Annotated in this window: 21 protein-coding genes and 1 pseudogene; 15 read left to right on the top strand and 7 right to left on the bottom strand. The window is 68.1% G+C overall.

The features are described from left to right. Positions 1-44 precede the first annotated feature (44 nt). Both ACZ5T9_RS10185 and ACZ5T9_RS10180 read left to right on the top strand, forming a co-directional pair. On the top strand, positions 45-911 hold the full coding sequence (locus ACZ5T9_RS10185; RefSeq protein ID WP_464832939.1) for a tyrosine-protein phosphatase: 867 nt from the start codon (positions 45-47) through the stop codon (positions 909-911). A 43-nt stretch (positions 912-954) separates the two neighbouring features. After that, entirely contained in the window at positions 955-1,371 is a 417-nt protein-coding gene (locus ACZ5T9_RS10180) for an EVE domain-containing protein (RefSeq protein ID WP_006904055.1), read from the top strand. 267 nt (positions 1,372-1,638) lie between these two features. Here ACZ5T9_RS10180 and ACZ5T9_RS10175 read toward each other — a convergent pair whose 3' ends face one another. Next, complete coding sequence (locus ACZ5T9_RS10175; protein WP_464832938.1) at positions 1,639-2,625, bottom strand: 4-hydroxy-3-methylbut-2-enyl diphosphate reductase; 987 nt, start codon at positions 2,623-2,625, stop codon at positions 1,639-1,641. A gap of 436 nt (positions 2,626-3,061) precedes the next feature. On the opposite strand from ACZ5T9_RS10175, the gene ACZ5T9_RS10170 reads away from it, so the two are divergent. The 5 genes from ACZ5T9_RS10170 (at position 3,062) to hemG (ending at position 9,541) form a co-directional block, all read left to right on the top strand. Further along, positions 3,062-4,414, top strand: coding sequence for a quaternary amine ABC transporter ATP-binding protein (locus tag ACZ5T9_RS10170; protein ID WP_006904053.1), 1,353 nt, complete (start codon positions 3,062-3,064; stop codon positions 4,412-4,414). After that, positions 4,398-5,288: an ABC transporter permease gene (locus tag ACZ5T9_RS10165; RefSeq protein WP_464832937.1), complete on the top strand. Its 891-nt coding sequence runs from the start codon at positions 4,398-4,400 to the stop codon at positions 5,286-5,288. The genes ACZ5T9_RS10170 and ACZ5T9_RS10165 overlap by 17 nt, the downstream gene beginning before the upstream one ends. Before the next feature lie 175 nt (positions 5,289-5,463). Continuing rightward, positions 5,464-6,384 (top strand): glycine betaine ABC transporter substrate-binding protein, encoded by a 921-nt coding sequence (locus tag ACZ5T9_RS10160; protein ID WP_464832936.1) that lies wholly within the window; start codon positions 5,464-5,466, stop codon positions 6,382-6,384. A gap of 270 nt (positions 6,385-6,654) precedes the next feature. Further along, positions 6,655-7,707 carry a ferrochelatase gene (hemH, locus tag ACZ5T9_RS10155; protein ID WP_464832935.1) on the top strand — a complete coding sequence of 351 codons (1,053 nt, stop codon included), beginning with the start codon at positions 6,655-6,657 and terminating at the stop codon, positions 7,705-7,707. Positions 7,708-7,711: 4 nt separating this feature from the next. Further along, positions 7,712-9,541, top strand: coding sequence for a protoporphyrinogen oxidase (hemG, locus tag ACZ5T9_RS10150; protein ID WP_464832934.1), 1,830 nt, complete (start codon positions 7,712-7,714; stop codon positions 9,539-9,541). Positions 9,542-10,584: 1,043 nt separating this feature from the next. Here the strand turns inward: hemG and ACZ5T9_RS10145 are convergent. Further along, a complete protein-coding gene (locus ACZ5T9_RS10145) occupies positions 10,585-10,836 on the bottom strand; it encodes a recombinase family protein (RefSeq protein ID WP_464832933.1) in 252 nt (83 codons plus the stop codon). A gap of 34 nt (positions 10,837-10,870) precedes the next feature. Further along, a pseudogene (locus tag ACZ5T9_RS10140) lies at positions 10,871-10,924 on the bottom strand (hypothetical protein); the annotation flags it as partial. Positions 10,925-11,203: 279 nt separating this feature from the next. On the opposite strand from ACZ5T9_RS10140, the gene ACZ5T9_RS10135 reads away from it, so the two are divergent. The 5 genes from ACZ5T9_RS10135 (at position 11,204) to ACZ5T9_RS10115 (ending at position 16,612) form a co-directional block, all read left to right on the top strand. After that, positions 11,204-12,679 carry a DNA cytosine methyltransferase gene (locus tag ACZ5T9_RS10135; RefSeq protein ID WP_464832931.1) on the top strand — a complete coding sequence of 492 codons (1,476 nt, stop codon included), beginning with the start codon at positions 11,204-11,206 and terminating at the stop codon, positions 12,677-12,679. Between the two features lie 8 nt (positions 12,680-12,687). Beyond that, on the top strand, positions 12,688-13,158 hold the full coding sequence (locus ACZ5T9_RS10130) for a very short patch repair endonuclease (protein WP_464834436.1): 471 nt from the start codon (positions 12,688-12,690) through the stop codon (positions 13,156-13,158). Then, the gene (locus tag ACZ5T9_RS10125) at positions 13,155-15,224 is read left to right on the top strand and encodes a sensor histidine kinase (protein ID WP_464832929.1); all 2,070 of its coding nucleotides are present in this window, start codon (positions 13,155-13,157) and stop codon (positions 15,222-15,224) included. The genes ACZ5T9_RS10130 and ACZ5T9_RS10125 overlap by 4 nt, the downstream gene beginning before the upstream one ends. Next, on the top strand, positions 15,221-16,375 hold the full coding sequence (locus ACZ5T9_RS10120) for a response regulator transcription factor (protein ID WP_464832928.1): 1,155 nt from the start codon (positions 15,221-15,223) through the stop codon (positions 16,373-16,375). Before ACZ5T9_RS10125 ends, ACZ5T9_RS10120 begins: the two co-directional genes overlap by 4 nt. Positions 16,376-16,489: 114 nt before the next feature. Next, positions 16,490-16,612, top strand: coding sequence for a hypothetical protein (locus ACZ5T9_RS10115; RefSeq protein ID WP_464832927.1), 123 nt, complete (start codon positions 16,490-16,492; stop codon positions 16,610-16,612). A gap of 118 nt (positions 16,613-16,730) precedes the next feature. Here the strand turns inward: ACZ5T9_RS10115 and ACZ5T9_RS10110 are convergent, their stop codons facing one another. Then, a complete protein-coding gene (locus ACZ5T9_RS10110; protein WP_464832926.1) occupies positions 16,731-16,847 on the bottom strand; it encodes a hypothetical protein in 117 nt (38 codons plus the stop codon). Between the two features lie 379 nt (positions 16,848-17,226). On the opposite strand from ACZ5T9_RS10110, the gene ACZ5T9_RS10105 reads away from it, so the two are divergent. Next, entirely contained in the window at positions 17,227-18,843 is a 1,617-nt protein-coding gene (locus ACZ5T9_RS10105; protein ID WP_464832925.1) for an IS1634 family transposase, read from the top strand. Between the two features lie 220 nt (positions 18,844-19,063). Here ACZ5T9_RS10105 and ACZ5T9_RS10100 read toward each other — a convergent pair whose 3' ends face one another. The 3 genes from ACZ5T9_RS10100 to ACZ5T9_RS10090 form a co-directional block, all read right to left on the bottom strand. Beyond that, the gene (locus tag ACZ5T9_RS10100) at positions 19,064-19,657 is read right to left on the bottom strand and encodes a hypothetical protein (RefSeq protein WP_464832924.1); all 594 of its coding nucleotides are present in this window, start codon (positions 19,655-19,657) and stop codon (positions 19,064-19,066) included. 207 nt (positions 19,658-19,864) lie between these two features. Next, on the bottom strand, positions 19,865-21,253 hold the full coding sequence (locus ACZ5T9_RS10095; protein ID WP_464832923.1) for a PQQ-dependent sugar dehydrogenase: 1,389 nt from the start codon (positions 21,251-21,253) through the stop codon (positions 19,865-19,867). Positions 21,254-21,606: 353 nt separating this feature from the next. Beyond that, positions 21,607-22,188, bottom strand: coding sequence for a Fur family transcriptional regulator (locus tag ACZ5T9_RS10090; RefSeq protein ID WP_464832922.1), 582 nt, complete (start codon positions 22,186-22,188; stop codon positions 21,607-21,609). 444 nt (positions 22,189-22,632) lie between these two features. On the opposite strand from ACZ5T9_RS10090, the gene ACZ5T9_RS10085 reads away from it, so the two are divergent. Next, positions 22,633-23,244, top strand: coding sequence for a DoxX family protein (locus ACZ5T9_RS10085; RefSeq protein ID WP_006904044.1), 612 nt, complete (start codon positions 22,633-22,635; stop codon positions 23,242-23,244). 398 nt (positions 23,245-23,642) lie between these two features. After that, positions 23,643-24,317: a response regulator transcription factor gene (locus tag ACZ5T9_RS10080; protein WP_464832921.1), complete on the top strand. Its 675-nt coding sequence runs from the start codon at positions 23,643-23,645 to the stop codon at positions 24,315-24,317. Positions 24,318-24,323 lie beyond the last annotated feature (6 nt).

Here is a 24,323-nt window from a genome sequence, read left to right as displayed (position 1 = left end):
CGGCCCGGCCGGGCGACGGCAGGTTCGACGGACGGAGGGACATGGTGAAACCGGAAGGGATGGAGCGGGGCCGGTCCCAGGGACAAGCCGTGCCGGGGCTCGAGCCCTGGGTGGCGCCTGCCCCCGGTGCCGGCGAGGCGCCCTGGGGCCGGGTCGACGTGCACAGCCACCTCCTGCCGGGGCTCGACGACGGCGCCGCGGACTGGGACGAGTCCCTGGCCCTGGCCCGGGAGGCGGTGGCCGACGGCACTGCGGAGATCATCGTGACGCCCCATATCTACCCCGAGGTCTACGACAACCGGCCGGACACCATCTACGCCTTGGCCGGGGAACTCCAGCGCCGGCTGGACGGCGCGGCCATCCCGTTGCGGGTGCGGCCGGGAAGCGAGGTCTTTCTCCTGCCGGACACCGCCCTGCGCTGGCGCCGGGGCGGGGTGGTGCCCCTGGGCGGCGAGGGACCTCACGTGCTGGTGGAGTGGAACCTGATGGCGGTGCCACCCTACGCCGAGGGGGTGCTGTTCGACCTCCAGGCCGCGGGGGCGGTGCCGGTGATCGCCCACCCGGAGCGGTACCTGCCGGTGCAGCGGCGCCCCGAGTGGCTGGTGCCCCTGGTGGAGCGGGGGGTGTGGCTGCAGATCACGGCCTCCAGCCTGCTGCGCCCGCGCCGGGATCCTGCCCGCAAGGTGGCCGAGTGGCTGGTGCGCCGGGGGATGGTGCACCTCATCGGATCCGACGCCCACGGTGCCCGGCGGCCGCCCCGCCTGGCCGAGGCCTACCGGGTGCTGGAGCGGCTGCCCGGCGGCGCCGAAACCCTGGCGGTGGTCGAACAGGCCACCGCGGCCCTGCGGGCCGGCGAGCGCACCGGCCTGCCGCGGCCCGCGGCGCGGAGGCGGCGGCGATTCTGGCTCTGATGGCGCTGCTTACGGCATTCGACCCAAGGAGGGCCAGCCGGTCATGGCTTACTGGCTTCTCAAGACCGAGCCTTCGGTCTACAGCTACGCCGATCTGGAGCAGGCGGGGACGGACTACTGGGACGGGGTGCGGAACAACCTGGCCCAGAAGTACATGAAGCAGATGCAACCCGGCGACCTGGTCCTGATCTACCACACGGGCAGTGAAAAGCAGGCGGTGGGGGTGGCCGAGGTGGTGCGCGGCGCCTACCCGGACCCGACGGACCCCACCGGGCGGTGGGTGGCGGTGGACGTGAAGGCGCGCCTGCGCCTGCCGCGGCCGGTGACCCTGGTGGAGATCAAGGCCGACCCGGCCTTCAAGGACTGGGAGCTGGTGCGCAACGCCCGGCTGTCAGCCATGCCGGTGCCCGAGCCCCTCTGGGAGCGCATCATGCGCATGGCGGGGCTGGGAACGGTGTAGAGTACGGCCATAGCCCTTCTCCCAGGGCCAGCTCCCGGCCGCCAGCCATGCGCCTGCAACCCACCTCCGGGCGGGCCCACCATAGAGTGGCCAAGAGAGCGGCCAAGGAGCAGAAGGGAGGGGAATTTCAAACCCCGCGCCGGCAGCCCACCGCCTGCCCAGCCCCTCGGGGCAGGGGCGGCCGCCGGCGCTGGTGCCACTGCGGCCACTGCAGCAGTAGCGCAGTCGGACTTCGCCGGTGCAACCGGTTCAACACGCGGGGGCCAATCAGCCGGCGTGTCCGGGCACCGCGGATTGCGCCGCCACGGCCCCACGCGCCGTACCGGCGCCCGGAGCCCGTCCCTCCGAAGAGGCCGGTTCGCCGGAGGCCGGTTCGTCCGGCTCGTAGGCTTCCAGCCACTCGATCACCTTGCGGGTGATCTGGCTCGGCGTGGACGAACCGGCGGTCACGCCGACCCGCCGCGCGCCCCTGAGCCAGGCGGGGTCGATCTGCTCCACGCTGTCGACCAGGTACGCCGGCCGGCGGGCGATCTCCCGTACCACCTGGACCAGGCGGTTGGAGTTGTTGCTCCGCCGGTCGCCCACCACGATGACCACGTCGGCTTCCCGCGCCTGGCGTACCGCCGCTTCCTGCCGCAGCTGGGTGGCCAGGCAGATCTCGTTGTGCACCTCGGCGTGGGGGTAGCGCTTCAGCACCTCGCGGATCAGGGCCTCGGTGTCCCACTTGCTCAGGGTGGTCTGGGTCACCACGGCCACCTTGGGCGTGCGGGCGGGGTCCAGGGGCAGGGTGTCCAGGTCGTCGGCCGTCTCGATCAGGTGGACGTGGCCCGGTGCCTCACCCATGGCGCCCTCGGGCTCGGGGTGGCCCTTCTTGCCGATGTAGATGATCTCGAACCCCTTGGCCACGCGGTCCTTGATCAGCTCGTGGGTCCGGGTCACATCCGGGCAGGTGGCGTCGATCCAGGTCAGCCCCTTTTCGATGGCCCGGCGGCGCACCTGGGGGGAGATGCCGTGGGCGGTGAAGATCACCGTGCCGCCATCGACCTTCTCCAGCAGGGAGAGCCGGTCCTCGCCGTCCAGGGTGTGAATGCCTTCCCGCGCCAGCTCTTCGACCACGTGATGGTTGTGGACGATCATGCCGAGGATGTAGATCGGCCGGGGGAGGGTGGGGTCGGTCGCTGCCCGGCGGGCCAGGGCGATGGCGTCCACCACGCCGTAGCAGTAGCCGCGGGGCGAGATCTTGATGACTTCCACGGTGCTGGCCTCCTCTGGAGCCGGCCGGCGCCCGGCGCCCTGGCGGGGACAGGGTGCCGCCGGCCTTTTGACACCCGTCCCTCACCGGGGATCGGCGGGCCCGCCCGGCATCCGCTTCCGCCCCCAGTATAGAGGAACGAACCGGCAGCCGATAGGCGATCCGGAGTGAATGGTCGATCCAGACTGGAAAGCACGCCGCGTGGGGCCATTAGCGACGCCGGGCTGACATAATATGGAGCGGAAAAACCGCTTTGCCTTGAATTGAACGAAAAATTGTGATATCAACAAGAAGGATGCAGTTCCCAAATTAACGGCTGCTGGCTGACAACCGGACCGGCTCCCGCGACAGGCCGGTTTTTTGTTTCCCTCGCGCAGCCCGCATCGGGTCCCCGCTTGACGGGAAGCTGTTGAGCGTGAAAGGGAGGTGAGGACGCGCGTGGCTCGTCTCGTCGTCGACGACGTTTACAAGATTTTTGGCCCGCGGCCCCGGGAGGCGCTGGAGCTGGCCCGCGCCGGCCGATCCAAGGACGAGATCCTGAAGCGCTCCGGCCACACCCTGGCCGTGGCCGGCGCCAGCCTGACGGTCGAGGCCGGTGAGATCTTCGTCATCATGGGCCTCTCGGGCAGCGGCAAGTCCACCCTGCTGCGGTGTCTCAACCGCCTGGTGGAACCTACCGCCGGCCGCATCCTTCTCGACGGCCAGGACATCACCGGCCTGGGCCCGCGGGAGCTCCTGCAGGTACGCCGCCAGCGCTTCGCCATGGTCTTCCAGCACTTCGCCCTGCTGCCCCACCGCACCGTGTTGGGCAACGTGGAATACGGTCTGGAGATCCGCGGCGTCGATCCGGCCCAGCGGCGCCGGCGCGCCCTGGAGGCCCTCGAGACGGTGGGCCTTGCCCAGTGGGCGTCCAGCTACCCCGGGGAGCTTTCCGGCGGCATGCAGCAGCGCGTGGGCCTGGCCCGCGCCCTGGCCACCGACGCGGACATCCTGCTGATGGACGAGGCCTTCAGCGCCCTGGATCCCCTGATCCGGCGGGAGATGCAGGATGAGCTGCTGCAGCTGCAGGCCGAGCTTCACCGCACCATCATCTTCATCACCCATGACCTGAGCGAGGCGCTGAAGCTGGGCGACCGCATCGCCATCATGCGCGACGGCCGGATCGTCCAGGTGGACACGCCGGAGGGCATCCTGGCCCGGCCGGCCGACGACTACGTGGCGTCCTTCACGGAGGACGTGGACCGCAGCAAGGTCTTCACCGCGCGGAACGTCATGCGGCGCCCGGAGACGGTGCGGGAAACCGACGGCCCCCGGGTGGCCCTGCGCAAGATGGAAGAGCTGCAGCTTTCCTCGGTGTTCGTGGTCGACCGCGAGCGCCGGTTGCGGGGCCTGGTGACCGCCGACGACGCCCTGGCGGCGGCGCGGCGGGGCGACCGGACCCTGGCGGGGGTGGTCCGCCCGGAGGTGCCCACCTGCCAGCCCGACACCACCCTGCACGAGCTGATCCCCACCATTGCCCGGAGCCCCTGGCCCGTGGCCGTGACGGACGATCGTGGCCGCCTGGTGGGGCTGGTGGCCCGGGTCCAGGTCCTGGCCGGGATGGCCGGCCACGTACGGGTGGAGGACCGCGGGACCGGTGACGGGGCCGCGGCCGGCGGCGCTCCCGAGGATCCGGGCCGCCCGGTCCCGGCTCCCGGCCCCGCGGCTGCGGCCGGTCAGAACCGGACCGGCCCGCCGGATGCGGAAGCGGCGGTGGAAGGAGGTGAGCTGTCCGTTGCCGGGGATGGTTGAGATCGACATTCCCCTGGGAGAAGGAGCCGAAGCGCTGATCTACTGGTTGCTCCGGGCCTTCGACCCCCTCTGGGACGGCCTGGCGGCCGGCGTGTCCGCTCTCGTCGAGGCCGTTACGGCGCTCTTGCTGGCGGGCCCGGCGCTGGCCGTGATGGCCGTCCTGGTGGCGCTGGCCTGGTGGTTGCGGGGCCGGGGATTCGGGCTCTTCGCGGCGGCCGCGTTCGTCCTGGTCTGGGCCATGGGCGAGTGGGAACCGGCCATGCAGACCCTGGCCCTGGTGCTGGCGGCGACGGTGATCGCGGTGGGCGTCGGCATCCCCCTGGGGATCGCCGCCAGCCGGTCGGCCATGCTGCGGGCCGTGCTGCGGCCGGTGCTGGACCTGATGCAGACCCTGCCGGCCTTCGTCCACCTGCTGCCGGCGGTGCTGTTCTTCGGCGCGGGGGTGGTGCCCGGGCTGCTGGCCACGGTGGTCTTCGCGGTGCCGCCGGCCATCCGGCTGACCGACCTGGGCATCCGCCAGGTGCCCGCCGATGTGGTCGAAGCCGGCCGCGCCTTCGGTTCGACCCCCAACCAGATCCTGCGCAAGATCCAGCTGCCGCTGGCCCTGCCCACCATCATGGCGGGTGTCAACCAGGTGATCATGCTGGCGCTGTCCATGGTGGTCATCGCCGGCATGGCCGGCGCGCCCGGCCTGGGCGCCGAGGTGGTCCGTGGCCTGACGGCCCTGGACATCCCGCTGGGGGTTGAATCGGGCCTCGCGGTGGTGTTGCTGGCGGTATACCTGGACCGGGTGACCGAGGGCCTGGCCGGCCGGGTCTCCCGGCGGCGCCCCCGGTCCCGGGAAGGGGCGGGCAGCGCGGCCCAGGCGGCGTGACGGCCCACGCGGGGTGATACGGGCCTGGTGGAACCCGCCAGGCAAGGGCGCAGCCAGGTCGCCGCAGGACGGATACCGGGCCTGGGCCGGTGGGCGCCGCCCCGCACCGGAAGTGAATCGGGAATGAAGCGAACCAGGAATCTCATGCGGAGGAATTTCATACGGAGGTGAAGGCATGGGCAAGGGAGCGGCCCGCGGGCGAGGACTGCACAAGGTGGTGGCGGTGCTCGCCACCCTGTCGGCGCTGGTGCTGGCGGCATGCGGCGGCGCCGGAGGGACGGGCGCAGGGAACGGCAACAGCAGTGGGGACAAGGGGTCCATCGAGATCGGCTACATCCCCTGGGACGAGGACATCGCCGTCTCCTACCTGTGGAAGCAGCTGCTGGAGGAAGAAGGTTACCGGGTGACCCTGACGCAGGTGGAGGTGGCGCCGCTCTTCGCGGCGGTGGCCAACGGCAGCATCGACCTGTTCATGGACGTGTGGATGCCGTCGACCCACGGCCAGTACATGGACCGGTTCGGGGACCAGGTGGAGGTCCTGGGCACCTGGTACGACCAGGCGGACCTGGGGCTGGCCGTGCCGGACTACGTGGAGGCGCGGAGCATCGAAGACCTGAAGCAGTATGCCGACCGCTTCGGCAAGCGGATCGTCGGCATCGAGGCGGGCGCCGGCCTGATGCGGGTGACCCGGGAGAGCGCCATCCCGGGCTACGGGCTCGACGACTGGGAGCTGGTGCAGAGCAGCACGCCGACCATGCTGGCCGAGCTGGACCGGGCGATCCAGAACCGGGAGTGGATCGTCGTCACCCTGTGGCGGCCCCACTGGGCCTTTGCGAAGTATGACATCCGCTACCTGGAGGACCCCAAGGGCCTGATGAACCCCACGGGGGCCGAGGAGATTCAGATCATCGGCCGGGAGGGCTTCAGCGAGGACTTTGCCGACGTGGCGAAGTGGCTCGGCAACTTCAAGCTGACGGATGAGCAGCTGGCCCAGCTGGAGGCGACCATCCAGGACCACGGCGCGGACCAGCCGGAAAAGGGCGTGCAGGCCTGGCTGGAGGAAAACCGCGACGTCGTGGAGGCGTGGCTCAAGTAAGGCGAGGGCGGCGGAGCGCCAGAAGAACCGTGACGCCCGGTGGGCCGAGGCCGCGGCCCACGGGTGAGGCCGGGATCTTCAGCACGATGCTGGCCCCTTCAGGGCGGCGGCGGGGTCTTCCCGCCGCTCGCTCGTTGTTCCGTCCTTTGGCGCCTTTTCCGTCCGTCGACGCCGGACTGACGCCGGACGCCCCGGCTGGGGTCCCGGTTGCGTACCCGAGGCAAGCCCCCTGCCGGTTATGCTAACGTGGCCTGGGAGGCGGGAACAGACATGGACCAAAACCTCAGCCAGAAGCCCAGCCATTCCGACCCGGGGCAGGGCGCGCCGGCGGCCGGCCCTGGACGGAAAGACCTGGTGGCCTTGCTGGTCATGGCCTACGGCACACCCCAGAGCCTGGACCAGGTGGAACCCTACTACACCCACATCCGGCACGGGCGGCCGCCCACGCCCGAGCTCCTGCAGGAGCTGATCGACCGCTACAAGGCCATCGGCGGCAAGTCGCCCCTGCACGAGATCACGGAAGAACAGGCACGCCAGGTGGCGGCGATGGTGGCCGAGCGCCTGGGGCGGCCCGTGCAACCCTTTGTCGGCTACCTGCACATCGCGCCCTTCATCGCCGAGGCGGTGGAACGCCTGGTGGCGGCCCGGCCCCAGGAGGCCGTGGGGCTGGTGCTGGCGCCCCAGTATTCCGCGGCCAGCGTGGCCCTGTATCACCGGGCCGCCCAGGAGGCCCTGGCCCGGCATCCCGGGGCGCCGGCGGTCCATTTCATCGACCACTTCCACAGCCATCCAGGGTTCATCGCCGCCCTGGCCCGGCGGGTCGAGCGGGCCCTGGCGGAGCTGCCCGCGGGCTTGCGGGAGGGTGCCGTGGTCATCTTCACCGCCCACAGCATCCCCCAGCCGGTGGTGGACCGCGGCGACCCGTACCCGCGCCACGTGGAGGAGACGGCGGCCAAGGTGGCGGCGGCGGCGGGCCTGTCCCGCTGGCGCGTGGCGTATCAGAGCGCGGGCCGGACGGCCGATCCCTGGCTGGGACCGGACGTGACCGAGGTGATCCGCCGGCTGCCCGGCGAGGGCGCGCGGGCGGTGGTGGTCTGCCCCGCGGGGTTCGTGGCCGACCACCTGGAGGTTTTGTATGACCTGGACATCGAGGCGCGGCAGGTGGCGGAGGAAGTGGGGCTGGCCTTTGCCCGCACGCCCTCCCTCAATGCCGACGCCGACTTCATCGAGGTCCTGGCGGACCTGGTGCTTGACCGTCTCGGGGCGACCCGGCACGAGGCGGCCGCCTCGGGCGCCCGGCCCGAGGACCCCCAGGTGGGATGAGCCCATGGCGCGTCCGGTTCCTGCGGGTGTCGCCGCGCCGCGGGTGGCGGTGGTAGGGGGCGGCATCGCCGGTCTGGCGGCCGCCCTTCGCCTGCTGGAGCTGGCCCGCGGGCACGGTGTGGCCCTGGAGGTCGTCCTGATCGAAGCGGGGGAGCGCCTGGGGGGCAAGGTGCAGACGGAGCGCGCGGGTTCCTTTGTGATCGAGCAGGGGCCCGATTCTCTGGTAGCCTCCAAGCCCCACGGCATTCAGCTGGCCCGGCGCCTGGGTCTTGGAGAAGACCTGATGGGCCCCGGCCCGGCGGCGGGGCGGACCTTCATCGTCCGGGAGGGGCGGCTGGAGCCCATGCCCGAGGGGTTTGCCCTGGGCGTGCCCGTGGGGGCCCGGGCCTTGTGGGCCTCACCGCTCTTCAGCTTGTCGGGCAAGTTGCGCGCCAGCCTGGAACCGCTGATCCCGCCGCGGCGCGACGGGGCCGACGAATCGGTGGCGGCGTTCCTCCGGCGCCGGTTGGGCCGCCAGGTGACGGAACGCCTGGCGGCGCCGCTGCTGGCGGGGATCGCCAGCGGCGATCCCGAAAGGCTCAGCATTCGGGCCACCTTCCCGCAGCTGGTGCAGCTTGAACGGGAGTTCGGCAGCCTGGTGCGGGGCATGGCGCGCCAGCGCCGGGCGCGGGCGGCGGCGGCGCGACCCGCGGGTGCGGAGGCCGGTGCGGCCAGCGGGACCGGGACGTCCGCAGCGGCCGCGGCGGCGGGGGCGCCGGCCCGCCCGGCCGGGGGCGGGCCGGGCTCGGCGGGAGCCCAGGCCCAGGCCTGGACGGACGATTCCCAGCAGGGACCGGAGCCCGCGCCGGAATGGGGGCATGCACCGGCGCCGGAGCGCGGCCCCGCACCGGGACCGGGGCGCGGGCAGGCGCCGGACCCAGGGCGCGGGCGGGCGCCCGGACCCAGTCGGGGACCGGGGGGAAGATCCCCCTTCGTCACGCTGCGCGGGGGGCTCGGCCGGCTGCCGCAGGCAGCGGCACGGCGCATTGAGGAACTGGGCGGCCGCATCGTCACCGGTGCCCCCGTGGTCGCCCTCGAACCGGTGTTCACCCGTCCCGACCTGGGGACCGGCTCCGGGACCGCCGCGCCAAGCGGCACGGCGGAGGGCACCTGGGGCGACCGGGGCCGGGGAGGCCGGGCGCCCGGCTATCGCCTCACGGTGCGGGACGGCGGCGCCGAAACGGTCGACGCCGTGGTGCTGGCGGTGCCGGCCTGGCAGGCAGCATCGTTGCTCGAGCCTTTTCTGGCGGACGTGGCCGAGCAGCTGGCGGCCATTCCCTACAAGCCGACGGCGGTGGTGGCCCTGGCCTATCCGGAAGAGCGGGCCGGTCTGTTGGAGGGCAGCGGCTTCATCGTGCCCCCGGAAGAACGGCGGTTCATCACCGCCTGCACCTGGGTCTCCAGCAAGTGGCCCGGCACGGCGCCGCCGGGCATGGCCTTGCTGCGCGCCTTTGCCGGGCGGCTCGGCGAGGATCCGCTGGTTCTTCCCGACGACGAGCTGGTGGCCCGGGTCCGGGCGGACCTGGCGGAACTGGCGGGGGTGGATGGGGAGCCGGAGCTGGTGAGGGTGTACCGCTGGCCCCGGGCCATGCCCCAGTACGAGGTGGGCCACCTGGACCGGATGGCGGCGGTCCGGGCCGGACTGCAGGAACACCCGCGGCTGGCCCTGGCGGGGGCGGGCTACTTCGGCGTCGGGGTGCCCGATTGCATCCGCCAGGGCGAGGCCGCCGCGGAGGCCGTCTGGGCCGCCCTGGGCGGTGCGGCAGGCGCATCGCCGGCGGTAGAGGCCCGCTAACACGGCTCACAGAGAGCTGGGCGACTGTCGCCGGAGAGGGTGCTTCCGGAACGGCGCCGGGGTTCGGAGGTACTGGGGTTACACGACGAACCCGATGTTGGGGGCGGCTGAGCGGTGCGGTTCGTCGCTTTACTCGACGCCAATGTGCTCTACGCCGCGGCGCTTCGTGACACACTGCTCAGCCCGGTGGACGCCGGCCTATGCCAGATCCGCTGTGGAGACGAGGTTTTGCTGGCGCCGCCGGACCGAGATGAGCTCGGGTAGCGGCCGTCGCAGGCGGCGCTTGGTCTTCAGCCTCGGGTTCCACGTTCGGCGGAAGGGCTGCGGCGAGCTCTTGCGGTGCCGGTACGAGTTGCCGGATGCGGTTCAGGATCTCGGCCTCGACACGCTTCTTGCGGACTCCCCAGTTCCGGCACGTTCGGAGGCGACCCTCCATCGTGCCGCCTTACCTGCACACGTAGTCGGCGTAACGGGTCGCCCGCGTCCGCGTTGTTCGCTCCGGACGTTTTCGGCCCCGCGGTCAGCGGCTCTGGCTGAAGCCACACATTAGCGAGCCGCAGGCTCCACTGTAGACGAGCCCACTCAGGATGTACGGGGGTGTCTGAGGACGAGGGCCGTGGACCTGACGTCTGGCGTCTTTCGAATATCGCTTGCACCTGGTGCCAGCGGTCGGGCTCGATGAAAGTCTCGTGCCGGACGGGGGAGGGGGTACCGTTCAGGGGTGGTGGAGCCCGCATAGATGCGGTTCTTCAGGATCCAGCGCATGCTGTCGGCCAGGTTCGCCACGCTGCGGTGACCAAACTCGCGCTGGAACTCGTGCCCCGGCAGTGCGAGCACGCCTTCTCTAAGCGTCATGGCGATCCTCATGCAACCCACGGCGCGAAGGTACTGGTCGTGGTTCCAACGGAGGACCGCAGCCTCGCGCTCGTAGGTCTGCCAGACCGCGCCGTCGCCCCAAGAGGACGTAGCCCAGCGCCTTCGGGCGCCCGCGGATGTCCCGGCATCGAGTCGTTGGTAGGTGCCCTGCGCGGCCCGTTCCCGGATCAACTTCGCTCGAACTCCGCGAACACGGCCAGCATCTGGCGGAAGGCTCGGCCGGCCACGTGGCTGGCGCCAAAGGGTTTGGTGACCGCCCGGAAAGCGCAGCCGTGCCGGTCGAGCTCCTCAACGAGTTGGGGAAGGTGGGAGACCCGCCGGGAGAGGCGGTCTACCTTCCGGACGAGGACTAGGTTTACGCGGCCGGACCGTACGTCCTCGCGGAGTCGGGTAAGCTGGGGGCCGGTCGAGCGTAGCACCGGAGTGGCCTTCGTCGGCGTAGATGCCGGCGACGTCCCACCCCTGGGCGCGGCAGAGGGCGAGGAGGCGCTCGCGCTGGACGGGGATGGATTAGCCTTCACGGGGTTGCTCGTCTGCGGAGACACGAATAGCTACACTTTCCATGGGTCCTCTCGTTGAGATCTAGCGGACGCCTCTCGGTTCGGGCAAGCACGTCATTGTCGAGAATCGCCGGTGGCGGTGGTCCTTACCGCCGAACTGCCGTGGCTTTAATCGCTTGATACAGCGTGCCTTTCCCTGTGGAAGGGCCCGAACGGCCTGCAACAGAAAATATTTCTAGGATCATTTATAGGATCCCCCAAGTGATCCTTGGAGGGCGGTTCAAGAGTGTCGGTGATCGGGGTCAAACTCGAACGCCTGCGACACGGATGGCAGCCTCGCGTCGTTGACCTGTTTGGAGGTTGCGGAGGCTTATCCCTCGGGTTTGAGGCAGCGGGCTTCGAGGCGTTCGGGGCGGTCGAAAACGATCCGTACGCAGCCGCTTCGTACGCATGGAACTTCCATCGTCGTCGCGATGGAAGTCCAGACCCGGTCCACGCCGTGCCCAGAGACATCAGGACGGTGGACCCTCTGGCCTATGTCGCCGAATTGGATGCAGATCGGCCACCGGAATTGGTCGTCGACGTAATCGTCGGTGGTCCCCCATGCCAGGCCTATGCGAGGGTGGGAAGGGCTAAGCTACGGGATGTGAAGGGCTCGCCCGACGCCTACCGGTTGGACGAGAGGGGATACTTGTTCCACACGTTCCTCGAGTGGGTCGAGGCGCTGCGGCCAGTAGTCGTCGTGATGGAAAATGTGCCGGACATGCTCAACTACGGCGGGGAGAACCTTGCCCGTACCGTCTGCGAGAGGCTTCAGAATCTCGGGTACGAGGCGAGGTATGGGCTGCTCAACGCTGTCCATTACGGGGTTCCGCAGCTGCGGGAACGGGTGTTTGTGGTTGCCATTTCAGGAGAGGCCGGCGTCGTCCCTGACCTGCCGGTCCCGAGGTGTCGTTACGAGCTCCCGGAGGGCTATCGCCAGATCCGTGAGGCGGTTCGGACCCGTTGCGGCGGAAGGGACCCGTACTGGGTCGAGACCACGACGGAGCCGCCCTTGCCCCAGAGCGCCGTGACCGCACGCGAGGCGATCGGCGATCTGCCCCCCGTGTATCCCGCCCACACTCCTGCTCCCCGCAGGGGACGCGCAAGGATGGACGAACTTTGGCCGTACCCGGAAGGCGTGGCAATATCCCGATATGCACGGCTCATGCGGGAGTGGCCGGGGCACGAAGGCAAAGGAGGGGTTCGGGACCACGTGACCCGCCGGCACCCACGCGACTACCCCATTTTCGGACGCATGGCTCCCGGTGCCGAATACCCCGAGGCCCATGCCATCTCGGAGTCCCGGTTCAAGGAACTGGCCGCGGAGTTGATTGCCTCGGGGGTTGCCTGCTTTCCGGGGACGGAGGAGTATGAGCGGCTACGCCGGGCAACCGTGCTCCCCTACGATCCCACGAAGTTCCCGAACAAGTGGTGGAAGATCGACCCGGACCGTCCTGTCCGTACCCTCACGGCGCATCTGGGGAAGGACACCTACAGCCACATCCACTACGACGACAGCCAGGCGCGCACGATCACAGTGCGCGAAGCAGCCCGTCTCCAATCCTTCCCGGACGGGTTCCGGTTCGCGGGCACGATGAACCACGCGTTTCGTCAGATCGGAAACGCCGTTCCGCCGCTCCTGGCTTATGCCGTCGCCCGGTCGATCCGGTCCCAGCTGGCAGTCGCGGTCCGGGACGCTTTCGGTGGTGTGGTCCTGTGACAGATGTCATGTCACCTCAGGCACGTTCCCGACTTATGTCGCGGATCCGTGGCAAGGACACGGGTCCCGAACGGCGCCTCCGTTCCGTGCTCCATGCCCGCGGCCTCCGGTTCCGGAAGCATGTCCGGGAACTGCCGGGAACTCCCGACATCGTGTTCACCAGGGCACGCGTGGTGGTCTTCGTAGACGGGGACTTCTGGCACGGATGGCGCTTCCCGCTTTGGGAACACAAGTTGTCTCCGTTCTGGGCTGAGAAGATCAGGAGGAACCGGCAACGTGACAGGAGAAACTTCGCCAAGCTACGGCGCATGGGCTGGAAGGTGATCCGCGTTTGGGAGCACCAAATAGATAAGGACGTGGATTCCGTCGCAGACAGGATCCAGCGGACCGTCGTGGCCAGGACCAGTGGGAACCCCGGTACGCGCCGATCGCGTCAAGAAGGCGTGCTGCAAAGCGGGAAGGGATCGCGACGGGTATGACCAAGAGGCTGTCGTGGAGACCCAAGGCCCGTCTCATCGCGGCGATCGGTGCCGAGCTCGTCAGCAGCCCCAAAGTGGCACTTATCGAGCTTGTGAAGAACGCTTACGATGCGGACGCGACCGAGGTCGTGATCAGACTCTCGGGCCGCGACAAGGATGAGGTTTTGGAGATCATCGACAACGGGACCGGGATGTCGGCCGAGACCGTACTAAACGAGTGGCTCGTGCCGGCGACTCCGGCGAAGCGTCACAAGACAAGGACAAGCCGCGGTCGCAGGGTCCTCGGGGAAAAAGGGATCGGGCGCTTCGCTGCGGCAACGCTCGGTAGCCACCTTGAGCTCGTCACGCGTCGTGAAGGGGCGGACGAGGTGGTTGTCCGCGTAGATTGGGATGCCTTCCAGGATGAGGAGGCCTTCCTTGACGAGGTTACAGTGGAATACGATACGCGGCAGCCCCTCGTATTCAACGGGCGCGGCGAAGGTCCGGAACATGGTACGCTGTTGTGTATCTCGAACCTTAAATTCGCGTGGAACGAGGCTTTTGAAGGGGACATACGAACAGCTCTTGCCAGGCTCGTTTCACCCTTTGCTCAAGCAGTCGATTTCCGGATAGTGTTGGAAGTCGGCGGCCGGCGGGAGGAAATCGAGCCGGCGGGGATTCTGTCAAGACCCCTTTACCGCCTTAAAGGTGAGGTCGGGCCTGACAGGTCGTACCAAGTCCAGATTGCTACCCCTGATGGGGAGTCACCCGAGACGGGGGTACTGAAAAAGAGCCGTATGCGTTGCGGCCCATTCCGGATCGAGCTCCGGGTCTGGGACCGGGATCGTGCCAGTCTCGAGCCGCTTGCCAAGGCACTCAACCGGACTGTCACAGATGTACGTCGTGACCTCGATGCCGCTTACGGGGTCAGCATCTACCGCGACGGTTTCCGCGTGTTCCCATATGGCGAACAGGGTAACGACTGGCTGGGGCTCGATCTCCGCAGCCGGCTCAAGCCTGGGCAAAATATTGCCAACAACCAGGTCGTCGGCATCGTTGAGATCGGAGCCGATACAAACCCCCTCCTCGTGGACCAGAGCAACCGGGAAGGGATCAGGGAATCGGATGCATTCGAGGACCTTAAGCAAGCCGTACTGGAATTGATAATTCTCATTGAGAACGAGAGGCATCGCTACAAGAATCCGCGCTTTGAGGAACGAAGGAGCAAGCATAAAGAAGACCCACTGGATCCATTCAGGCTGTCGACAATCAAGACGGCCCTCAAGGAGGCGTATCCAGAAGCAACCAGCCTCGCGCGAATGATTGCCGACCAGGAGAAACGGATCCTTAAGGAGGTGGCCCGTTACCGTGAGACACAGGTCCAATTCGCCCGGATGGCCACCCTCGGCGGGCTTGTGGACCGACTGCTCCACGAAGGACGCAGACCCCTCGCGTTGTTGAGGGACAAGGCCCAGAACGGGGCCCGGCGTGCAGCACGCTGGCCGGATCCTTACGGTCCTGACGCCCAGAAGACCTTTCGTGAGATCGATCAATACGGAGCGGACCTCGCATACCACTTCAAGCGCCTTGAGCCCTTCGCCGCGCGTGGCCGGGGAAAGGCCGTCGAAGTCGTGATCGAGGACTTGGTCCGGGAGGCTGCCCGGGTCCTGGAGAAGGAGATGGAGCAACTCGGAATCCGACTGGAGGTGTCTTCGGAGGGGACGGCAGCCACCGTGGTTCCGGAAGAAGTCCGCTCCGTCTTCCTCAACCTCCTAGATAACAGCGTCTACTGGCTTGCAAAGAGTCCGCCGCCCCGGAGGATCCTTGTTTCCGCCGAACGTGATCGGCGGGGCACTGTGACGGTCTTGTTTTCGGATAGCGGCCCCGGGGTACCAGAAAAGGACCGCCCCTACATCTTCGATCCGTACTACTCCACCAAACCGGATGGGACCGGTCTGGGGCTTTCCATTGCCGGCCTGCTAGTGGAGGACTACTATGCCGGAACACTGGCCTTGGTGGAAAGGGGGCCTTTGCCCGGGGCAACCTTTAAGATCACCCTGAGGCAGAGGGCAGGTGGATCGCTTTGAACGAGGCGCAATGGCAGATCCTTGTTGTAGATGACGACGATGAGGCGCTTGAAGAAGTGAAGGACTACCTGTCGGATATGTTGTACGAGGGAATGCGGTGCAGTTGCATTCCCTGCCGGGACTTCGAGGAAGCGCGGAGGAACCTGGAGACTCGGTTCGTGGACCTCGTCGTCTTGGACATTCGTGTGGGCTCGAAAGACATGCACGTTGCCAAGGGAGAAGAGGCAGGGATCCGGGCTTATCAAGAAATTAGAGCCTATCAGTTCGTTCCCGTAATCTTCCGCTCCAACGTCAGCTATCAAGCTTCCGATCTAGAAAGAAGGCCGTGGGTTTCGGTGGTTAACAAGTCCGACGGGCTTAAGGCTCTCGATGAGTGTATCCGAGAGGTAATGGCATCCCACGTCCCCCGCCTTCAGCGCGGGATAAAGGACTATATCCGGAGCGTTCTCCGCGATACCTTGTGGTACTGGGCGGACGGGACGGAACCAGGAATACCTGACAATGAGGCCGATTCGGCTTACTTCTTGATCCGTCATCTCGGTCGTTCGTTGGAGCGGGAAATGCTCGGGCAATTTTTTCAGACCTTGGGGATTACGTGGGATACCACGAAGGCGCACCCTATTCAATATTACCTTAAACCACCCGTGGGTAAGCTTCCAATGTCGGGGGATCTCTTCACCCCTCCAGATGAGATGCGCCGAGACGGGGTGGATTATTGCGTCCTGGTAACGCCAACGTGCGATATTTTCCAGAAAAAGCTCGAATTTTATACGTTCTTGCCTGCCTACGATGCCGTAAGATTTGCCGAGAATAAGATTTTTAAGGGCAAGGAAGTATCCAACAACCTTCGGGGCGATCTCAGTCGACATGTTAAGAATGCGGTGGCGAGATATTTTTACCTGCCGGGGGCACTCGGGATTCCTGCACTTTTCGTAGATATGCAACGCCCCTTGGCAGTGGATCGCTCGGAGGTTGATGAGGGTCCCGACTGGGAGAGAGTGGCGTCAATCGATAGTCCTTTTGCGCAGACGTTAGTTGTCCATTTCTCAAGGTATTTTGGACGCCTGGGCATACCAGATCTGGATTTCGAATCGGCTGTCAATCAAATAGTGGCTACCGTTGATACACGCCGTGAAGCTGCGACTTCCTAGATTGCAAAAAACGTCTCGGGAGGTTTAGCTCTTTAGTGTCTTCCAGCGTTTGGTTAGCTTGTTCTGTTCCACAAGCCCTTCGCGTTCCAGTAATGCCAGGATGGTCCGCGAGATGTGACCCTCGTGTCCAACGTGCCCCTTGTATATCCCGAGGGCCTTTCCGATCTCCGCGTTGGTCATCCCTTCGGTCCCAGCGTGGGCGGTCAAGGGTTCAAGGACTGCAAGCTTGAGTTCTGAAATGGCAGCTTGGGGACGTTGACACGGATTCATGCGACTCTCCCCCTCAGCTCTAGCACAACGTTCCATCTCATGAGCACGGATGTTCGTTTCCCCCGCCAGGGGACTCTCTGCGAAATCATATGTCCCTTGTAGCTGCCGGCTCGAACGTCACCTGGGTGACCCAGCCCACGATCCGAACCTCACCCGGGCGGAGCACCACCGGCGGGTAGGACGGGTTATCAGCCGTCAACACGACGTGTCCGCCGGTCTTCCGGACCCGGGGGAGGACCGCCTCGTCCCTCGCCGGGGAGGAAGGCCGGTGACCTAGCCGTCCTCAACCTCCGGCTGGATGCGGACCAGGACCCGGTAGCCCTCACGGATCGGGGCGGGACCGCCGTCCATGGAGTCGCCATGAGGACGAAGTATGCACCGTCTCGGACGTTGTCCTCCGCATTCCATTCAAACTCGGGTTTGACAGTTGACGGCCCTTCTCGGTGCCACGCCGCCCCAAGAACCCGCATGAATCAGGGGGTTTCCATGGGGCGGCGGTTCTTTGGGGTCAAAAGTGTAGTGCCACGTGTATTCGTGAAACACTTGTATGGTAAGCGCGAACATGCTATGATGGTTGTGCCATGTTCATCCGCCAGAAGGCCTTCAAGAACAAAGACGGCTCCACCCGCACCTACCTCCAGCTCGTCGAGAGCGTGCGCCAGGGCGGCCGCGTCCGCCAGCAGGTGGTCGCCACCCTGGGCCGGCTGGAGGATCTCCAGGACGGCCGGCTCGATGCCCTCATCGAGAACCTGGCCCGCTTCTCCCAGAGCACCTGGCGTCGGCTGGAGGAACAAGCCGAGCGCCTGAACGTCCGCTGGTCCAAGCAGTGGGGGCCGGCGCTGATCTTCGAACGACTGTGGCGAGAGGCCGAACTGGACAAGGCCTTCGAGGCCCTCTTAGAGGATCGTCAGCTGGCCTTCGACGTGGCCGAGGCCGTCTTCACCATGGTGCTCAACCGCCTCACCGACCCCTGCTCCAAGCGGGGCCTCGTGCGCCAGTGGCTGCAGGGCGTCTACCGGCCCCAGGCCGAGCAGCTGGATCTGCACCACTACGACCGGGCCCTGGATGTGTTGGCCGAGCACAAGGAGGCGATCGAGGATCGCCTCTTCGCCCGAGCCCGCGACCGGTTCTGGACCGAGGTCGACGTGGTGATATGGGACTGTACATCCAGCTACTTCGAGGGCCGGGGTCCCGAGGGGTTGGCGGCGTACGGGGATTCCCGGGACCAGCGCTCGGACCGGCCCCAGCTGGTGGTGGGCGTGCTCATGACCCGGGACGGCTACCCCATCGCCCACGAGGTCTTCCCGGGCGATACCGCCGACCGTGCGACGGTGGAGAGCGTGCTGGATGCCCTCAAGCGGCGCTTTCACCTGCGCCGGGTGATCTTCGTGGCCGACCGGGGGATGGTCAGCCGCCGGATCCTGCGTGCCATCGAGGAAGCGGGGATGGAGTACATCGTGGGCATGCCCTTGCGGCGTCACCGGGAGGCCGAGGCCGTCCTGAGCCAGCCGGGGCGTTATCGGGTGATCGACGAGCAGCTCCGCATCAAGCAGGTGATCCACCAGGGCCAGCGCTACATCCTCTGCTACAACCCCCTGCAGGCCGAGCACGACCGCCAGGTCCGGGAGGCGGTCCTCGCGCACCTGAAGCAGCGGATCGAGCGCGGCCAAGCCAAGGATCTCCTGCGGAACCGCCTCGTGGCTCGTTCCCTCAAGGCCCTGCCCCAGGGTGCGTTGGTGGTTGACGCGGACGCTGTGAAACGGGCCGCCCGCTACGATGGGAAGTACCTGCTGCGCACCAACACCGACCTCGACCCCGAGGCCGTGGTGCGGGCCTACAAGGATCTCTGGCGGGTCGAACGGGCCTTCCGGACCCTCAAGTCCGCCCTGGACTTGCGGCCGATGTTCCACTGGACGGAGCGGCGGGTGCGGGGGCACGTCGTGGTCTGCTTCCTGGCGCTGGTCCTGGAGAGCCTCTTGTTGCGCAAGCTCCGCCAGCAGAACCCCGATGTGAGCTACGAGGACGTGCTCCACGACCTCTCGCAGCTGCACGCCGTGGCGGTGGAGCTGGACGGCGAGGCCTACCTCACCCGGACCGGGCTGGTGGGGCAGGCCTACGAGGCCTTCAAGGCCGTGGGCCTGCGGCCGCCCGTTCGGGTCCAGACGCTGCCACGTCCCGCCACGACCCCCGCCGGGTAGTGTAGTGGTACGCGGCCCCCGTGTGCCCAAGAAAGCCTTGTGTTGCAAGGGTTTTCAAGGATCACGGTGTCAAAGTCGAGTCAAGGCGAAGACCACCGAGGCGCTGGAGGAGAAGGCCCGTAAGGCGGGCTTCGAGGTCTGGATCCACGAGGTCAACGTTGAGCAAGGGAGGCGTTTGCTATGAAGACTCTGGGGCGTCCGGGGCAAAGCACTGTTACCATTACTTGGGCGGTCGGATGGAGGCAACCAACAAGTGACGACTGGTCTCCATATCAGACGATGTCACGCCGAATTGGATCTTCCAACCGTCTATGAGATATTCGCCACGGCACAGGTGGTCAAGCAAAGGTTGGAGAGGCGTGCCGGCCTCGGTTTCTGTCACGCAATGGGGCGTAAGTGTCCACCCACGGCCTGGGTATCCTGGTTGCCAAGCGTTTAATAGGAACAGCCACTGTTGCTCCGGGTTGACGTAGATCGCACGTGTCACCTGGCCGTTCGTTATGGCCTTTGCAAGGCGGAATCCTGAGGGAACTGATACATACTTCAGAAACCCTATTTCTTTTTCCTTAACATCGACTTCTTCCCAAGTGGTCGGAGATGAAGCAACGAACTGCACCACCTCTTTGATCCACTCGGCCTGCGTCCCAACGACTTGGGTTCCATCCGGGAAGATGTAAACCTGATCCTTTTCGTCCTCGACAATCTGCACGTCCTCTGTGTCCTGCGCCTGTGGGCCGCAGCCGGCGACCAGGAAGACCGCGACGGCCGTGATCACACCCGTCAGTGCGAAAGGGAGTCGCCGAACCCAGTTCATCGCGTCGCCCCCTAAATCTGGCGTAGCATGGCAAGTTTACCACGGCTTCCTGTTCTGCCGCTGGCCTGCCCGTTACAATCATGTTACGGAATGCTCGAACGGATCGCTCAGGTTCTCGCGAAGGCTCGCTTCCGAGGGATCTCGATCCTGCCGCCCGCTCGGGCCCGCAGGATGTCAAGGGCTACCGTGACGTTCCGGGCCCCCTCCTCAATCCGAGCCGGCCTGCGGGCACAGGCGCAGGATGCGGTCGTCCAGAGGGTCCGGCTCGCCCCGCCCGTCCCGGTTGCTGGTGCCAAAGTAGAGGCAGCCGCCCGGCCCCGTCTGGACGGCCCGGATCCGGCCGAACTGGCCCTTGAAGAGGATTTCTTCTTCCACCACCCGGGTGCCCGAGGCGTCCAGGCGAAGACGGTGCAGGTGCCGGCCCGGGCTGTCGGGCTGAAAGCCCAGGGTTCCGAAGAACAAGCTCCCGTCCCAGGCGCGGATCGGGCCGCGGTAAAAGGCCGCCCCGGCCGGCGCGATGATGGGGTCGTAGCTGCGCAGGGCGGGGGTGAAGCGCCCCCGGTGCTCGCCGGGTGCCACCGCCACCGGCCAGCCGTAGTTGGCGCCCGCCTCGATGCGGTTGACTTCATCCCAGGCGTCGGGGCCGTGCTCCACCGCGTAGAGGCGCCCCGAGGCGGCGTCGAAGGCCAGGCCCTCGGGATTGCGGTGGCCGTAGGACAACACGGGGTTTCCGGGGCCCAGGGGGTTGTCCGGCGGAACCGAACCGTCGGGGTTGAGGCGGAGGATCTTCCCGTGCAGGCTCTCCGGGTCCTGGGCGCGCTCGGGCTGGCGGGCGTCGCCCGTGGTGGCGTACAGCTTGCCGTCGGGGCCGAACTCCAGCTGGCCGCCGTCGTGAATGGCCGCAGCGGGAATCCCATCAAAAACCACCTGCCGCCCCGCCAGCCGGGGCGCCGCACCCGCCGCCCCTGAGCCGCCGCCCTCTTCCACGCTGAACCGCAGGATGCGGTTGCGCAGCTGGCCGCCCCGGGTGCGGTACGTCTGGTAAACGTAGAGGTACGGCGGGTCAGGAAAGCCGGGGTGGAGGGCGATGCCCAGCAGCCCGCTCTCGCCGGTGGCCACGGTGTCCGGCAGGGTGGCCAGGGTGACCATCCGGCCTCCGTCCAGCAGGTTGATCCGCCCGGGCCGCTCGGTGAAGAAGAGCCGTCCCCGCCGGTCGAAGGCCATATCCCAGGGAACCTCAAGACCGGTGGCCACCGTCTCCAGGCGCCAGGTCGCCCCGGCCCCGGACGAACCGGCGTTCCCGCCCGGGGCGCCGCCGTCCTGCCCGCCGGCGCTGCCTGGGGCGGGCGGCGGCGGGCTCTCCGGACCGGGGGCCGGTTCATCCTCCCCGGGGTGCTTCCCGTTCCCGGCGTCTCCGGGAGCGGGGCGGGGAGGGGCCGGGTCTGGGACCTCGCCGGGGAAAGGGGCCGGCCCCAGGGCTCGCCAGGCCATCACCCCGGCCACCAGCAGCAAGACCAGGGCGACGGCGACGAGGCCCGCCGGTCCGGGCCGGTAAGAGCCGCCGTGGAGGTGGGCTTGTGAGCGGCGCCGTGGCATGGACAACCCTCCACCGGCTAGTTCGTTGCCCGGTGCCGGGTTCCTGGCAACGATGTGGCCTGCAGGAGGGTTCGGCATGGTGCTGCGCGGTGCGGGCGGGTGCCGGCGGCCGGCTGGGGCTGCGCCGGGCAAGGGCGGTCGGGCTGAAGGGCGGCGAACCAGGCAGGGAAAGGTCATGCAGGAAGCGCTGACGAGGGCCCGGCCGCCTGGCGCGGCACGGCCGGGCTGCGCGTGGCCTCAAGCGGTCGCGGCCGGGGTGCAGCGGAATCCAGCGGCCTCCGGCGGCTTCCCCCGGCGGGGTTCCTCCGGCGGTTTCCGGCGGCTTACGTGGCCGCTGGCAGTTCCAACCGGTTTCAGGCGGTTTCGGGCGGCTTCCGACGGGCGGGCGCGCCAGCCCGGGCGAGGTGGCCCCCGATGCGGGCCAGGTCGCCTTTCGCCCGCTGGCAGTCCGGGCAGAGCCCCGTAAAGACCAGGGACTGTCCCGTGACGACGAAGCCCGTCCGGGAGACGACCTCCTCTTCCAGCCGCTCCAGCTGGGGGAAGGGAAGGTCTTCCACCCGCCCGCATTGGCGGCAGTGGACGTGCACGTGCAGGTGGGGGTCGCCGTCGAAATGCTCCGCCTCGCCGGGCAACGTGACCCGGCGCGCCAGGCCGAGTTCCACCAGCAGGTCCAGGGTGCGCCGGACCGTGGCGGCGCTGGCCAGGGGCAGGACCCCGGCCAGGGCCTGGTGGACCTCTTCCACCGTGGGATGGTGGTGCCGGGCGGCGAACTCCTGCAGGCAGCGGTAGACAGCCAGGCGCTGGGGCGTCAGGCGCAGGCCCTCGTCCCGCAGCCGCCGGGCCAGCCTCGGGGCGGGGTCGGCCAGGCTCTGCTCCGGGGTGGGGTCGCCCACCGGGCCGGGCCGGTCCTGGCTGGCCCTCGATGTACCCTCCATGGCCATGCCTCCCTTCGTCCCGACCGGGTTGGGGACGAACCGGCCGGCCGGCCATGAGGCCCGTCCGGCACGGTCTCCTCCTGCATCATGCACCTGCCGGCTGATCGAACCCTGAAGAGCAGCTGAGTGCGACCTTAAGGCCCGCCAGAAGGCCCACCGGGTGGCGAACGGCCTGCCACCGGCCGCCCGGCGCCCGGGACAGCCAGGACCGCCCCTGGCGGCGCTTGAGGGTCTGGCACCCGGCTTCCCCCCGCCACGACCGGCGGAAGGCATCACGCCGGCCAAGCCCGGTGCCAGGCGCTGGGCCCTGGCGCGATGCCCGGCGCGGCGCCACCCACGGCGCGTCGCGACCCGCCCGGCCCGTTTCTCAGCCTGCCTTCAGATGCCTTTTATTTGGCTTTCAGCCTCGCCCTGCATGCTGGAGCCAGAAGGAGGCGATGGGCCATGGCGACGACGGGAGGCGCGAGCGCCATGACGCAGGCCCGGCCCGTAGAGGGCATCAAACAGCGGCACGGCGTCTTTACCGAGCCGCCCTTCGCGCGGTGGTTGTTCAGCGACACCCGCTCGGCCTGGATCTGGCTGGTGTTGCGGGTGTGGCTGGGGTGGCAGTGGCTGGAGGCCGGGTTGCAGAAGATCGGCAACCCCGCGTGGACCGGCGACAAGGCCGGTGCGGCGGTGGCAGGGTTCCTCAAGGGGGCGCTGGCCAAGACGACCGGCGAGCACCCGGACGTGCCGGGCTGGTACGCCTGGTTCATCGACCGCGTGGCGCTGCCCAATGCTCCGCTCTTCGGCCACCTGGTGGCGTACGGCGAGGTGTTGATCGGCACCGCGCTCATCCTGGGGCTCTTCACCGGCATCGCGGCCTTCGCCGGCAGCTTCATGAACGCCAACTTCCTCTTCGCCGGTACGGTGAGCAGCAACCCGGTGATGTTCATCGTGGCCACCTGGATCGTGCTGGCCTGGCGGGTGGCGGGCTGGTACGGCCTGGACCGCTGGGCGCTGCCCGCCCTGGGCACGCCGTGGCAGCCGGGAGCCGTCTTCGAGCGCAAGCACTGACCGGGACGGCAGACCGGCTCCCGGCGATGCCGGCTCGGAGGCTGCGCGGTTCGGGGTTCGCGAGCGGTTCCGGGTTCGCGGAAGGCGACCCGGGCGGCATCCAGAGCTGGGGAGGGCACGCGACGGAAGGCACGCGACGGCGCCGGCGGCAGCCGGCGCCGTCGCGCCCGGTCGAGGAGGCGATGGCCATGGCGGTATCCTCATCACCGGACGGGCCCGTACCCCCGGCGGGCGCCCAGCGCGCGGAAGCCCCCGCGCCTGCCGCCGCCGGCACCGCCAGGCGCCGGGGCGCGGGGGTGCCGGCTCTTCCCGCATTGACCGGGATCCGCCCGCCCGGCGACAATGGGAGGCGGAACCGGCCGCGGCGCCAGCGCGGCCTGCGCCCGGGGGGAGACCGCGTGGAGCGAATCCTGGTGGTTGACGATGATCCCGCCGTCACCAGCCTGCTCAAGCGGGGTCTAGCCTACGAAGGTTTTGCCGTCGATACCGCCTCGTCGGGGGAAGAGGCGCTGCGGATCGCCCGGGAGCAGCCGCCTGACCTCGTCATCCTGGACATCATGATGCCGGGCATGGATGGGCTGGAGGTCCTCCAGCGCCTTCGGGCGGCGGACCCCGAACTGCCCGTCCTCTTCCTGACGGCGCGGGATGCGCCCGCCGATCAGGTGCAGGGACTGGAGGCCGGCGCCGACGACTATGTGGTCAAGCCCTTCACCTTCGAGGTGCTGGTGGCCCGGGTGCGGGCCCTCTTGCGCCGCCACCAGGCCGAGCGGCCCCAGGTGCTGCGCTTCGCCGACCTGGTGCTGGACACGGGTACCTACACGGCCCGGCGCGGCCAGCGGGAGATCAACCTGACGGCGCTGGAGTTCAAGCTTCTGCACGAGTTCATGCTCCATCCCCGGCAGGTCCTGAACAAGGACCAGCTGCTGGAGCGGGTCTGGGGCTACGACTTCGGCGGTAACGCCAACGTCCTCGAGGTGTACGTCAAGCAGCTCCGCCAGAAGCTGGAGGCGGAGGGCGAGCCGCGGCTGATCCACACCGTGCGGGGCGTCGGCTACGTCCTGCGGGAGGGATGAGCGCTG

Source organism: Thermaerobacter nagasakiensis (genome assembly GCF_055396825.1).
This window is presented reverse-complemented; position numbering and strand designations above follow the sequence as displayed.